A 13,086-nucleotide genomic window follows, 5' to 3' on the forward strand; every position below is an offset into this window, starting at 1 on the left:
CGCTAGGGCGCGCATTGCCGTAGCTGCGCGGCGTAGTCCTGGGCCATCTGCTCGGTGGCGTGCGCATAGCGCTGCACGTCAGCGTCGCCGCGATTACCGCGCTTATAGGCGTTCCAGCCGAGATAGTAGGCGAGATACAGATTGTAAGTGTCGTTGCGGGCGACGCCGAGTGTGTCGGCGGTCTTGGAATGATACCAGCCGACAAAATCGACGGCATCGGCAAACCTGGTGCGGCGCGCCGCCCAGCTGCCGGTCTCGTTCTGGTATTGCGCCCAGGTCCCGTCGAGCGCCTGCGAGAAGCCGGTTGCACTGGAGATATGTTTCCAGGGAATGAAGCCCAGCAGCTTGGTGCGCGGCGGCCTGGCGTTGCTCTTGAAGCCGGATTCCTTGCGCACCGTCGCCATCAGCACGGGAACCGGCACACCGTATTTCTGCTCGGCGCGTTGTGCCGCCGCCTGCCAATTGTCGAACCAGCCGTCATTCTGGTCGAAAACGGCACAGACATCGTTGATGTGGTTCGGCGGCGTCGCGCAGGCCGAAAGCGTCAGCGGCACGGCAATCGCTACAATTTTACTAAAACTCGACCTACGCATCGGAAGAGCATTAGGCTGAAAACATAAAAGGAATCTTGCGGCGTTTCTTAACGGCTCGTCGGCCGTTTTGGCTGGCGCTGAGGAAGTATGAACATTCCGACGTTTGTTGTCGCTTTTACCGATATGAAATTCCCGGAATGGCGCCTTGGCTAAAATCACGCCCGCAGGTGGCGGATTCTTGACAGCTCGATCTTCGCGCCAGCGCTTTGATGCGCCGCATGAGCGAACCAAGACGCAAGCGCGGCGCCGAGCGAACCAGCAACAGGGGACCGACCGCCATCCCGCAACTGCCGCTCAGGCGGGTGACAAACCCTTATCCGCCGATGGCGATGCTCTCGGCCGACCAGATCGAGGCGATCCACCAGGCGTCGACGCACATTCTTGAGAATTTCGGCATCGAGGTGATGAGCCCGCGGGCGCTGTCGCTGTTCGAGAAGGCCGGGGCCAAGGTCGATCATGCCACGATGAACGTCCGCATCGATCGCGCCATGATTGAGGAAGCGCTGAAGACGACGCAGTCCAGCTATACGCTGACGCCGCGCAATCCCGCCCATGCCGTCCACCTCGGCGGCAATACCATCAACTTCACGCTCGTCGCCGGGCCGCCGAATGTGCACGACATGGAGCGCGGCCGCCGTGCCGGCAATTTGCGCGATTATTCCGATCTCGTCCGGCTGGCGCAGCATTTCAACTGCATCCACATGCTAGGCAACCAGGTCTGCGCGCCGATGGAACTGCCGGCGAATTCCCGCCACCTCGACACCTATTTCGCCAATCTGACGCTGACCGACAAAAGCTTTCACGTCTCGGCTATCGGCCGCGGCAGGGCGCTCGACGGCATCGAAATGATGGCAATCGCGCGCGGACTGACGCTTGACGAGATGCGCGACGATCCCGGCGTCACCACGATCATTTCGGTCAACTCGCCGCGCCGCTTCGATGAGATGATGGCCGAGGGGCTGATGACGATGGCCGAGTTCGGCCAGTCGGTGGCGGTAACGCCGTTCACGCTGATGGGGGCGATGAGCCCGGTGACGCTTGCCGGCGCGCTCGCCCAGCAGAATGCCGAGGCGCTGTTCGGCGTGGTGCTGACGCAGCTCGTCCGCCCCGGCGCGCCGGTGATGTATGGCGCCTTCACCTCCAATGTCGATATGAAATCGGGAGCGCCCGCGTTCGGCACGCCTGAAAACACCAAGGCGAATATCGCGTCCGGACAGTTGGCGCGGCGTTACAGGCTGCCTTACCGGACGACGCCGGGCTCGGCTTCCAACGCCGCCGACGCGCAAGGCGCCTATGAGACGCTGATGGCGCTGTGGGGCGCGGTGCTCGGCCATGGCAACCTCGTCTACCATGCCGCCGGCTGGCAGGAGGGCGGACTGACAGCGTCGTTCGAAAAGTTCATCATCGACGTCGAGATGATCCAGCACATGATGGAGTTTTTGCGCCCGATCGAAGTCAACGAGGCCGAGCTTGCCGTCGAGGCTCTGGGTGCGGTTCCGACCGGCGGCCACTTTTTCGGCGAGCCACACACGCTGGAGCGCTACGCCACGGCCTTCTACCAGCCGATTCTGTCCAACTGGCAGAACTACGAGGCCTGGGAGGAGGCCGGTGGGCTCGACGCCACGGCGCGTGCGACGAGGCTGTGGAAGAAGGCGCTAGAGGACTATGTCGAGCCGGTGATGGAAATCTCCAGGCGCGAGGCGCTGGAGGCGTATGTGGCCAAGCGCAAGGAAGCGATCGGGCAAAGCGAGCCTTAAGCGCCGCTCTTCTTGTTTGGATTCATTCTCTTCTCCTACAGAATCATGAAACCCAACCAACTCTTTGAAATGACGAGAATCCCATGAAATCGCATGCAAAGGTCGTGGTTATCGGCGGTGGCGTTGTCGGGTGCTCCGTGCTGTTCCATCTGGCCCGTCACGGCTGGACCGACATAGTGCTTCTGGAGCGCGATGAATTGACCTCCGGCTCGACCTGGCACGCGGCCGGCGGCATGCACACGATCAATGGCGACCCCAACGTCGCCAAGCTGCAGAAATACACGATCTCGCTCTACAAGGAGATCGAGGAGCTGTCCGGCCAGGCGACTGGCGTGCATCTGACCGGCGGCGTCTTGCTGGCGGCGACCGAGGCGCGGCTCGACTGGCTGCGCGGCGTCGTCGCCAAGGGTCGCTATCTCGGCATCGACCTCGAGGAGATATCGCCTGATGAGGCGGCCGAGCTGATGCCGCTGCTCGATCCCAAGCAGTTCGTTGGTGCTGTGCGCAACAAGGAGGACGGTCATCTCGACCCGTCCGGCGTTACCCACGCCTACGCCAAGGCGGCGAGGAAGCTTGGTGCCGAGGTCGAGCGCTTCACCAAGGTCGAGGACATCGTGCGACGCGCCGACGGACTGTGGCGCGTCATTACCAACAAGGGCGAGGTGGTGGCCGAGCATGTCGTCAACGCCGGCGGCCTGTGGGCGCGCGAGGTCGGCCGCATGGTCGGGCTGGAGCTGCCGGTGCTGGCGATGGAGCACATGTACCTGATCACCGAAGACATGCCGGAAGTCGCCGCCTGGAACCAGAAGACCGGCACGGAGATCATCCACGCGGTCGATTTCGACGGCGAGCTCTATCTGCGCCAGGAGCGCGGCGGCATGCTGATGGGCACTTACGAAAAGGCCAACAGGCCATGGTCCGAGTTCCAGACGCCGTGGAATTTCGGCCACGAGCTGCTCGAACCCGACATCGACCGGATCGCGCCGTCGCTGGAGGTCGGGTTCCGGCATTTCCCGGCCTTCCAGAACACCGGCATCAAGCAGATCATCAACGGTCCCTTCACCTTCGCGCCGGACGGCAATCCGCTGGTCGGGCCGGTGCGCGGCCTGCCGGGATTCTGGGTGGCCTGTGGTGTCATGGCGGGGTTCTCGCAGGGAGGCGGCGTCGGCCTGGCGTTGTCGAACTGGATGATTGAGGGCGATCCCGGCGCCGATATCTGGGCGATGGATGTGTCGCGTTACGGTGACTGGGCGACGATGGCCTACACCAACGCCAAGGTGCGCGAAAACTATTCGCGGCGGTTTTCGATCCGCTTCCCGAACGAGGAACTACCGGCCGGACGGCCACTCAGGACGACACCGGTCTACGACCTGTTGTCGGTCAAGGGCGCGCAATGGGGGGTCGCCTATGGGCTGGAAGTGCCGCTGTGGTACGCGCCCGAAGGCGTCAAGGACGAATTCTCCTGGCGCCGCTCGAACGATTTCGAGCATGTGGCGAGAGAAGTGGAGACGGTTCGGCAGGGCGTTGGTCTCTCGGAAATCTCGTCATTCGCCAAATACAGGGTAACCGGCGAGGGCGCTGCAGCCTGGCTCGACCGCCTGCTTGCCTGCAAGTTGCCAAGCCCCGGCCGCATGACGCTGGCGCCGATGCTGAAGGAAGACGGCAGGCTGATCGGCGATTTCACGCTGGCCAATCTCAGCAGCCTAAATTCTGAAAATGGCGATTGGTTCCTGGCCGGCTCCGGCGTCGCCGAGCAGTACCATATGCGCTGGTTCGAAGCGCATCTGCCGAAGGACGGCTCTGTCAGCATCGAGGCGCTCGGCGCAAAACTCACCGGCTCGTCGATCGCCGGGCCGAGCGCGCGGAAGCTTCTTGAAAAGGTCACACGATCTGACGTGTCGAACGCGGCTTTTCCGTTCATGGCCATCAGCAGGATGGACATCGGCATGGCGCCGTGCCTGGTCGGGCGCGTCAGCTACACCGGCGATCTCGGCTACGAAATCTGGGTGGCGCCGGAATATCAGCGCACCGCCTATCAGGCGCTGATGGCGGCGGGCGAGGAATTCGGCATCGGCCTGTTCGGCTCGCGCGCCCTCAATGCGCTGCGGCTGGAGAAGAATTACGGCTCATGGGCGCGCGAATACCGGCCGATCTACGGGCCGCTGGAGGCTGGGCTCGACCGCTTCGTTGCCTATGGCAAGCAGGCCGATTTTATTGGCAAGCAGGCCGCATTGGCGGAGCGCAAGCACGGCGGCAGACTGCGGCTGCGGGCCTTTGTCGTCGATACTGTCGATGCCGACGTCATCGGCGACGAGCCAATCTGGTTTGGCGGTGCCGTGCGCGGCTGGGTCACGTCGGGCGGCTACGCACATCATTCGAAAAAATCCGTCGCCATCGGCTATGTGCCGAAAGAGATTGCCGACGAAGTTGAAGGCTTCGAGATCGAGATTCTGGGCAAACGCCACGCTGCGCGCATGCAGCCGATCCCGCTGTTCGACGCGAATTTCGAGCGGATGCGTGGGTGAAGACGCGCCGACGCCTCAGCTGTTGCGCCGGTTGTCGAGGGCCAGGGCACCCGGACCGGCAAACACCAGATAGAGGAAAATGAAGCAGAACGAGATCGCCGAATCGCCGCCATTGTTGATGGGGAAGAAGTCGCGCGGCATGTGCGCCATGAAATAGGCGATCGCCATCTCGCCAGCCAGGAGGAAGGCGACCGGCCGGGCGAAGCGCCCAGGCGCCAAGAGAATGCCGCCCACGAATTCGAGGAGGCCAGCGGTCAGCGTCAGCCCGGTCAATGTACCGGCATGGTCGCCGGCGGGAAAATTGAACAGCTTTTGCGTACCATGTTCGATGAATTGCAGTGCCGTCATGATGCGCAATGCGGCCAGAGCCTGCGGCTGATATCTGGCAAGGCCGTCGAAAAGCTTCATCTAAGACTCCATTTCACCCCCGAACCGGCCATAGATTATCGCCCGGCAGGGGACCATTCACTTCGCATGGCCCGCCATCAACAATCAGTGATGGAAATGTTCCTCGTCCTTTCAATATTTTTCTCTCCAGGGCTGTATTTAAACCGCTATAGTTGTACTGAGATCCAGACACTCCAAACCATGTGGGTTCCGTTTGCCATGAGAAAAGTCGTCGTCAGCCTATTCGCCATCCTTGCAGGCACCAGCGTCGCCATGGCCGACGACGCCGGCTGTGCTGCTTTCAAATGGCCAGTGACGCGCGAGGAGGCCCTGTTTGCGGCGGCGCCCGCCGCGCAGTCCGGCGCTGACCTTTCGGTCGGCGAGGCTGCAGATGTGGCGTTGGCGCCGGTCGGCACGATCAGCTTCACCGTTCCGCCGGAACGCGCGCCGGCAGCCGGTACATTCGGCGCGACGGCGAGCGTGGCCGTGCCCCCGGAGGGAAAACTCCAGATCAGCCTGTCTGATGAGGCCTGGATCGATGTCGTTCAGGACGGTAAAGCCGTGAAGTCGGCGGCTTCCAGTGGTATAAAAACCTGTCCGGGGATCCGCAAGAGCGTGCGCTTCAAGCTAGCCGCCGGCCGGGCGACCATCCAGCTCAGCGGCGCCAAGAAGCCCGATCTCAAAGTTTCCGTGCTGACGCCGGAATAGTTCTCAAAGAGCGTTAGATTGGAGGGACAGCGCCCCTCTCTGTCCTGCCGGACATCTCCCCCACGAGGGGGGAGATCGGTTTTTGCTGCCGGTTTCGCCAATCGCGACGCGACGTTGCTACCGCACCGGTGCCATTAGCGCGAAATGGGCGCCTTGTGGGTCTGTGCACTGCACGATCCAGCTGCCGCCGGGGACCTCCATCGGACCCATCAGGATCTTGCCGCCATTGTCGGTGACGCGCTTGGCTGCCGCGTCGATGCCGGGCACGTTGAAATAGAACTGCCAGACCGGCACCGGGATCTGCTCGGGCTTGTTCATCATGCCGCCAACAGGCTCGGCGCCGAAGGCGAAAAGCTGGTAGACGCCCATCGGACCCATGTCCATGGCGTCGCCCTTCTCCCAGCCGAACTGGCTGGAATAGAAATCGAACGCCGCCTTCCAGTCTGACGTGTAGAGCTCATGCCAGCCGACGTTGCCGGGTGTCGTCAACGGCAGCGGCGGCTGGTCGGGGCCGCTGGGCTGCAGGAAGTTGAACATCGCGCCTTGCGGGTCGGCAACGACGGCGAAGCGGCCGACGCCAGGAATGTCGTCGGGCTCGCGGTGAACCGCGCCACCAGCCTTCTTGAGGGACGCCGTTGCGGCATCGACGTCCCTGGTGAGGATATAACCGATCCAAGCCGGCGGCATGCCCATCTTGCGCGCGTCCTCGGGCAGCGTCATCAGCCCGCCGACGCCGCGCTCGCCGACATTCATGACGATATAGCGCGGCATGCCCTGGGCCCCTTCGAAAGGCTGCCCCCTCCAGCCCACCACGGAGGTGTAAAACGCCTCGGCGGCGTCGAGATCGGTGGTCATCAGCTCGTACCAGAAGAAAGGCATGGGGGACTGTGGCATTGTCGTGCTCCTTGCGGTTTGTACATCGATCATGCGCGATCCATTCTAGGACGATCTTCACGACGAAAATCCGACAGCCAACCAAAAAAGATGGCGGCGAATTGGAAATGTTACCGGGTTGTGCGCCCTGCGGTTTTCGATCTTGCTTGCAGTCAACGAGGGGTTGTTGATCCATGCGCCGGGATCTCGCTCACTTCCGAACTTGTCGCGCTGTGCCATCGAGAGAGCCAATCCGTACCTGCTTCGTGACGCATGGCCGTTTGGAAAACATGACTATTATAATCATGTTTTTTGAAGGTTTTCAGCGGGTTGCGGCGAAAATTGACCAATTGATAAAAAAATAAAACGTGCTAGCCTTCCCCAAAACAAGAACATGGGGAACTGACGATGCCAGAAGGCCAGTTCAAGCAAGGCATTGCCGGCGGGCGGCTCTCGCCGGAGCAATATGCCGATAATTTTGCCGACCTGCATCCACCGCTCGATCATCACGAGGCGCTGGTCGAGTCCGACCGCTGCTATTTCTGCTATGACGCGCCGTGCATGAATGCATGCCCGACTTCGATCGACATCCCGCTGTTCATTCGCCAGATTTCGACGGGCAATCCGATCGGCTCAGCCAAGACTATTTTCGATCAGAACATTTTGGGCGGCATGTGCGCCCGCGTCTGCCCGACCGAGACGCTGTGCGAAGAGGTCTGCGTGCGCGAGGTGGCAGAAGGCAAGCCGGTGCAGATTGGTCGCCTTCAGCGCTACGCCACCGATGTCGCGATGGCCGAAAACAAGCAGTTCTACAAGCGCTCCGAACCGACCGGCAAGACGGTCGCCGTGGTCGGCGCCGGACCGGCCGGGCTTGCGGCCGCGCATCGGCTTGCCCGCCACGGTCACGACGTGACCATCCTGGAAGCCCGCCCGAAGCCCGGCGGCCTCAATGAGTACGGTATCGCGGCCTATAAGAGCGTCGACAATTTCGCCCAGGCCGAAGTCGACTATGTCACCTCCATCGGCGGCATCGACATCCAGAACGGCAAGGCGCTCGGCCGTGACTACCAGCTGTCGGACCTGACCAGGAATTACGATGCGGTGTTCCTCGGCATGGGGCTTGCCGGCGTCAATGCCTTGCGAGCGGATGGCGAGGAGGCGCAAGGCGTCACCAATGCCGTCGAGTTCATTGCCGAGCTTCGTCAGGCCAGTGATCTGGCCAGCCTGCCGGTCGGCCGGCGTGTTGTCGTCATCGGCGGCGGCATGACGGCGATCGACGCGGCGGTGCAATCGAAGCTGCTCGGAGCCGAAGAGGTGACGATCTGCTATCGGCGCGGCCCTGAGCACATGAATGCTTCCGAATTCGAGCAGGATCTGGCTGCCGCCAACGGCGTCATCATCCGGCACTGGTTGCAGCCGAAGCGGGTCATTGCCGACGCTGGCAAGGTGTCGGCGATCGAGCTCGAATACACCGCGATGGACGGCGACAGGCTCGTCGGCACCGGCGAGCGGCTGACGCTGACTGCCGACCAAGTGTTCAAGGCGATCGGCCAGAGCTTTGTCCCAGCTGCGCTCAACGGCAGCGGTGCGGAGATCGCGCTGGAAGCCGGCCGCATCAAGGTCGACGCCGAAGGCCGCACCTCGCTGCCAAACGTCTGGGCCGGCGGCGACTGCATCTTTGGCGGCGACGACCTGACAGTCTCGGCCGTCGCGCAAGGCCGCGATGCTGCGGAAGGCATTCATCGGGCATTGACCTCGAACGGGAGGGCATGAGCATGGCAGACATCCGCAATAATTTCGTCGGCATCAAATCGCCGAACCCGTTCTGGCTGGCGTCGGCGCCGCCGACCGACAAGGCCTACAACGTCATCCGCGCCTTCAAGGCCGGCTGGGGCGGTGTCGTCTGGAAGACGCTGGGCGAAGAGGGCCCACCGGTGGTCAACGTCAACGGGCCACGCTATGGCGCCATCTGGGGCGCAGATCGTCGCCTGCTTGGCCTGAACAACATCGAGTTGATTACCGACCGCGACCTGCAGGTCAATCTGCGCGAGATCAAGCAGGTCAAGATGGACTGGCCCGACCGGGCGATCGTCGTCTCGCTGATGGTGCCGTGCGAGGAGCATGCCTGGAAGGCGATCCTGCCGGTGGTCGAGGAGACCGGCGCCGACGGCATAGAGCTCAATTTCGGCTGCCCGCACGGCATGTCGGAACGCGGCATGGGTGCCGCCGTCGGCCAGGTGCCGGAATACATCGAAATGGTGGTGCGCTGGTGCAAGGCCAACACCCGTATGCCGGTGATCACCAAGCTGACGCCGAACATCACCGACATACGCAAGCCGGCACGCGCTGCCCTTGCCGGCGGCACCGATGCGGTGTCGCTGATCAACACCATCAATTCGATCACCGGCGTCAATCTCGATAGTTTCGCACCGGAGCCGACGATCGACGGCAAGGGTTCGCATGGCGGCTATTGCGGTCCGGCGGTGAAGCCGATCGCCATGAACATGGTGGCCGAGATCGCGCGCGACCCTGAAACGCATGGCCTGCCGATCTCCGGCATCGGCGGCATCACCACCTGGCGTGACGCCGCCGAGTTCATGGCGCTCGGCGCCGGCAATGTGCAGGTGTGCACTGCGGCGATGACCTATGGCTTCAAGATCGTGCAGGAGATGATCGCCGGCCTGGAAAACTGGATGGACGAGAAGGGCCATGCCTCGCTCGACGACATCATCGGCCGCGCAACGCCCAACGTCACCGACTGGCAGTACCTCAACCTCAATTACATCGCCAAGGCGCGCATCGACCAGGACGCCTGCATAAAATGCGGCCGCTGCCACATCGCCTGCGAGGACACCTCGCACCAGGCGATCACCAGCATGGTCGACGGCGTCAGGCATTTCGAAGTGATCGAGGCCGAATGCGTCGGCTGCAATCTCTGCGTCAATGTCTGTCCGGTCGAGAACTGCATCACCATGGAGCCTTTGGCGGCCGGCGTGATGGACCAGCGCACCGGCAAGCCGGTATCGCCGATCTATGCCAACTGGACGACGCATCTGAACAATCCGATGGCCAAGGTGGCGGCGGAGTAGCATTGCGAAAAAAAGCGGCGTTCACGGGCGCCGCTTTTTAATTTTCCTATTGCGGATAAAAACTATCCACGATAATCTATATCCATGAATGGGAGAGCGAAATGAAGCTGGGCGAAGGCGTCGAAGCGGCCATCCACTGCGCCGCGATGCTTGCCGGCGTTGATGGCGCCGCGACCTTGCCGGGTGCTGCCATGGCCGAAGCGTTCGGGCTGTCGCCGAGCTATCTGCTAAAGCATCTCAACGCGCTGACAGCGTCGGGCATTCTGGAATCGGTGCCGGGGCCGTCCGGCGGCTACCGGCTGGCACGGCCGGCGGAACGCATAACGCTGCTCGATATCGTACTGGCCGTCGAGGGGCGCGAACCGGCCTTCCGCTGCGCCGAAATCCGCCAGCGCGGCCCGGCGAAGCTCGATGCCTCGGTCTATGTCAAACCCTGCGGCATCAACGTGGCAATGCTGAAGGCCGAACGTGCCTATCGCGCCGCGCTCGCCGACGCCCGGCTGTCCGACATCGTTGCGGAATACACGGCCGATGCCGATCCCCGTTCGGTCGCGGCCAACTGCGCCTTCGTCGGGCGCCACCAGCGGCCGCAGAAATCAAGTTCAACCAAGCAAGCATGAAAGGCTACAGACGATGAAACAGAGGCTGCAATTTTTCGGCGCGGCGCCGGAGATCATGAAGGCGGTGTCGGCGCTCAACAAGGCAGTCGACGAATGCGGGCTCGAAAAAAGCCTGTTGCATCTGATCAAGCTCAGGGCGTCGCAGATCAACGGCTGCTCGTATTGCGTCGAGATGCACAGCCGCGAAGCGCGCCGCGACGGCGAAAGCGAGCAGCGGCTCTATCTGGTCTCCGCCTGGAAGGAATCGCCGCTGTTTTCGGAGCGCGAACGCGCAGCCTTCGCCTGGACCGACGCGCTGACCAGGATCGCCGACAACGGTGTGTCGGACGAACTCTATGCAAGGACGCTTGAGCATTTCTCGGAAGAGGAACTGGTCAAGCTCTCGGTTGCGCTCGGCATGATCAACACCTGGAACCGGCTTTGCGTTCCGTTCCATGCAATCCATCCGATGCCAGCGGTCTTGGCCGCTTGAGCATGGACCAGGCGCGCAGCCTTGCGCCGCGCGCCTCTTTTCTGCCCAAGGACCTGACAGCATGTTTTCAAACTTTGATAGTGAGATACTATTCGCCGCCCGCTTGCTGCTTGGCGGCGCCTTTGTCTTTGCCGGCCTGCGCAACGTTCAGAACGCGGCATTGGTGAGCCAATTGATGACGACGCGCGGCGTGCCGCAGGCACGGCTGGTGCTGTGGCTGGGGATAGTCCTGCAGATGGTCGCCGGAGCACTGGTGATTGTGGGCATCTGGACCGCTGCCGCCGCTCTGTGCCTGATCCTGTTCCTGATCGTTGCCACGCCGATGTTTCATAACTTCTGGAATCATCAGGGCCCGGAGCGCGCGTCCCGCATCAACGGTTTTGTCGGCAACGTCGCGCTGACCGGAGGATTTCTGGCGCTGATCGCGCAATCGCTTTGACAGCGATCATCGCGTCGAGGTAGCCGCGTTACGCCGCATACCGCAAGCCGCCATCACAGGTCAGGACCTGGCCGGTAACGAAACTGTTCGAAACCAGGAACGCAATCGCCTCGGCGACGTCCTCGGCGCGACCGATACGGCCGACCGGCGTCTTGCCGGCATACTCGGCAAACACCGCCTGCCGCTGCCCATCGGGCAGAAAATCCCACCATGGCGTGTCGATGACACCCGGTGCCACGACATTGACGCGTAACGGCTTCAGCTCCATTGCCAGGATCGGCACCACGGTCAGCAGCATGCCGTTGACGGCGGCGATGCCGGCGACACCCGGCGCCGACAATTGCGCCGACACCGCCGAGATGAAAGTCACCGAGCCACTCTTGTTCAGTGTCGGCAAGGCCGCCTGCAGGCAGGAGAGCTGTGGCCGGACCTTCTCGTCGACGCCACCGCCGATGTCGGTCAGGTCAAGCGTTTCGAACGGGCCGAGCCCCTTGCCGCCGCTGGCGGCCAGCACCAGGTGATCGAAAGGGCCGAGGTCGCTGAAGAACCGGCGAACCTCGTCCGGTTTCGCGGCATCGAAGGCAGCTTTTTCGACCGCACCGCCAAGGCTTTGCCATGCGTTGTCGAGCCTTTCCTGGTTGCGCCCGGTCATCGTCACCTTCATCCCCAGGCCGAGCAGCTCTTTCGCGGTGGCGAGGCCGATGCCGGAGGAGCCGCCGACGACGACGGTGTGATAGGTTTTCTCGGTCATGAATTTTCCTTCTTCGATGTTGCGGAAGCGGGTGCGAGCCCGACAAGGCCGAGGCTCAATTCGCGCAACTGCTGCCTTGCCTTTGCGTCATAGGCTTGCGCATCGGCGCGGGATTCTCTTTGGCCGTCGAAATAGAGGCCGCTTCGCCCTTCGAGTGCCGGCGATGTGGCGAGGTTGGTGATGGCTTCGGCGCCGGTTTCGACCGAGCTCCACGGCGTGATGCCCGCCTGCCGCACCATCGTGGTGTTCATGTAGCTTGCGGGATGCAAGCTGTTGACGGTCACATTGGTGCCGTTCAGCTGCTCCGCCAGATCGATGGTGAACATGATCTGCGCCAGCTTGCTCTGGCAGTAGGCACGGACGCCGTCATAGGAGCGGGTCAGCATGACGTCGTCGAAATCGATCGCCTGCTGGCCGGCCGAGGCGACGTTGACAATGCGCGCCGGCGCGCTGGCCTTGAGCAGCGGCAGCAGCTCCATGGTGAGCAGGAAGCCGGCGAGATAATTGACAGCAAAGCGCAGTTCGTAGCCGTCGGCACTGACTTGTCGTTTGGAGTTGGGACCGGCGGTGCCGACGCCAGCATTGTTGATGAGGATTTCGAGCCGCTTGGTCCTTGCGCTCACGGCCTCCGCGAGGCGGCGGACTTCCGCCAGGGAGGAGAGATCGGCGACGAGCAGCTCGGCCTTGCCGCCGGCGGCTTCGATTTCGGCCACGATCGCCTTGCCCCTTGTCGCGTCGCGGCCATGCACCAGGATGCGGGCGCCGCCAGCGCCGAGCCTTTGCGCGACGACGCGGCCGACGCCGTCGGTCGACCCGGTGATGAGGATTGTCTTGTCTGTCAGTTCCATGTTCAGAGCCTCCATCTCATCGCT

At 62.6% G+C, this 13,086-nt stretch carries 13 protein-coding genes; 8 read left to right on the forward strand and 5 right to left on the reverse strand.

The genetic code is table 11. From position 1 onward, the window contains the following. Nucleotides 1–2: 2 nt before the first annotated feature. A complete protein-coding gene (locus NKH21_RS06585; protein ID WP_352564384.1) occupies nt 3–593 on the reverse strand; it encodes a transglycosylase SLT domain-containing protein in 591 nt (196 codons plus the stop codon). 218 nt (nt 594–811) lie between these two features. On the opposite strand from NKH21_RS06585, the gene NKH21_RS06590 reads away from it, so the two are divergent. Both NKH21_RS06590 and NKH21_RS06595 read left to right on the forward strand, forming a co-directional pair. Beyond that, on the forward strand, nt 812–2,350 hold the full coding sequence (locus NKH21_RS06590; protein ID WP_352564385.1) for a trimethylamine methyltransferase family protein: 1,539 nt from the start codon (nt 812–814) through the stop codon (nt 2,348–2,350). A gap of 83 nt (nt 2,351–2,433) precedes the next feature. Next, nucleotides 2,434–4,875: a GcvT family protein gene (locus tag NKH21_RS06595; protein ID WP_352863646.1), complete on the forward strand. Its 2,442-nt coding sequence runs from the start codon at nt 2,434–2,436 to the stop codon at nt 4,873–4,875. A gap of 15 nt (nt 4,876–4,890) precedes the next feature. On the opposite strand, the gene NKH21_RS06600 is transcribed toward NKH21_RS06595, so the two are convergent. Further along, entirely contained in the window at nt 4,891–5,283 is a 393-nt protein-coding gene (locus NKH21_RS06600; RefSeq protein ID WP_352564389.1) for a DoxX family protein, read from the reverse strand. A 180-nt stretch (nt 5,284–5,463) separates the two neighbouring features. On the opposite strand from NKH21_RS06600, the gene NKH21_RS06605 reads away from it, so the two are divergent. After that, nucleotides 5,464–5,970, forward strand: a complete 507-nt coding sequence (locus tag NKH21_RS06605) for a hypothetical protein (protein ID WP_352564538.1) — start codon at nt 5,464–5,466, stop codon at nt 5,968–5,970. 117 nt (nt 5,971–6,087) lie between these two features. Here NKH21_RS06605 and NKH21_RS06610 read toward each other — a convergent pair whose 3' ends face one another. After that, nucleotides 6,088–6,864, reverse strand: coding sequence for a VOC family protein (locus tag NKH21_RS06610; protein ID WP_352564391.1), 777 nt, complete (start codon nt 6,862–6,864; stop codon nt 6,088–6,090). A 387-nt stretch (nt 6,865–7,251) separates the two neighbouring features. On the opposite strand from NKH21_RS06610, the gene NKH21_RS06615 reads away from it, so the two are divergent. The 5 genes from NKH21_RS06615 to NKH21_RS06635 all read left to right on the forward strand — a co-directional run bounded on the left by NKH21_RS06615 (nt 7,252) and on the right by NKH21_RS06635 (nt 11,463). Next, the gene (locus tag NKH21_RS06615; RefSeq protein WP_352564393.1) at nt 7,252–8,616 is read left to right on the forward strand and encodes an NAD(P)-dependent oxidoreductase; all 1,365 of its coding nucleotides are present in this window, start codon (nt 7,252–7,254) and stop codon (nt 8,614–8,616) included. 2 nt (nt 8,617–8,618) lie between these two features. After that, the gene (preA, locus tag NKH21_RS06620; RefSeq protein WP_352863649.1) at nt 8,619–9,932 is read left to right on the forward strand and encodes an NAD-dependent dihydropyrimidine dehydrogenase subunit PreA; all 1,314 of its coding nucleotides are present in this window, start codon (nt 8,619–8,621) and stop codon (nt 9,930–9,932) included. 101 nt (nt 9,933–10,033) lie between these two features. After that, the gene (locus tag NKH21_RS06625; protein ID WP_352564397.1) at nt 10,034–10,552 is read left to right on the forward strand and encodes an RrF2 family transcriptional regulator; all 519 of its coding nucleotides are present in this window, start codon (nt 10,034–10,036) and stop codon (nt 10,550–10,552) included. A 13-nt stretch (nt 10,553–10,565) separates the two neighbouring features. Beyond that, complete coding sequence (locus tag NKH21_RS06630) at nt 10,566–11,024, forward strand: carboxymuconolactone decarboxylase family protein (RefSeq protein WP_352564399.1); 459 nt, start codon at nt 10,566–10,568, stop codon at nt 11,022–11,024. A gap of 61 nt (nt 11,025–11,085) precedes the next feature. Continuing rightward, nucleotides 11,086–11,463, forward strand: a complete 378-nt coding sequence (locus NKH21_RS06635; protein ID WP_352564400.1) for a DoxX family protein — start codon at nt 11,086–11,088, stop codon at nt 11,461–11,463. A gap of 28 nt (nt 11,464–11,491) precedes the next feature. Here the strand turns inward: NKH21_RS06635 and NKH21_RS06640 are convergent, their stop codons facing one another. Then, the gene (locus NKH21_RS06640; protein WP_352564402.1) at nt 11,492–12,214 is read right to left on the reverse strand and encodes an SDR family oxidoreductase; all 723 of its coding nucleotides are present in this window, start codon (nt 12,212–12,214) and stop codon (nt 11,492–11,494) included. Beyond that, nucleotides 12,211–13,062, reverse strand: a complete 852-nt coding sequence (locus NKH21_RS06645) for an SDR family NAD(P)-dependent oxidoreductase (RefSeq protein WP_352564403.1) — start codon at nt 13,060–13,062, stop codon at nt 12,211–12,213. Before NKH21_RS06645 ends, NKH21_RS06640 begins: the two co-directional genes overlap by 4 nt. Nucleotides 13,063–13,086 lie beyond the last annotated feature (24 nt).

This window comes from Mesorhizobium sp. M1329, from assembly GCF_040318035.1.
In the GTDB taxonomy this organism is placed as follows: Bacteria; Pseudomonadota; Alphaproteobacteria; order Rhizobiales; family Rhizobiaceae; genus Mesorhizobium.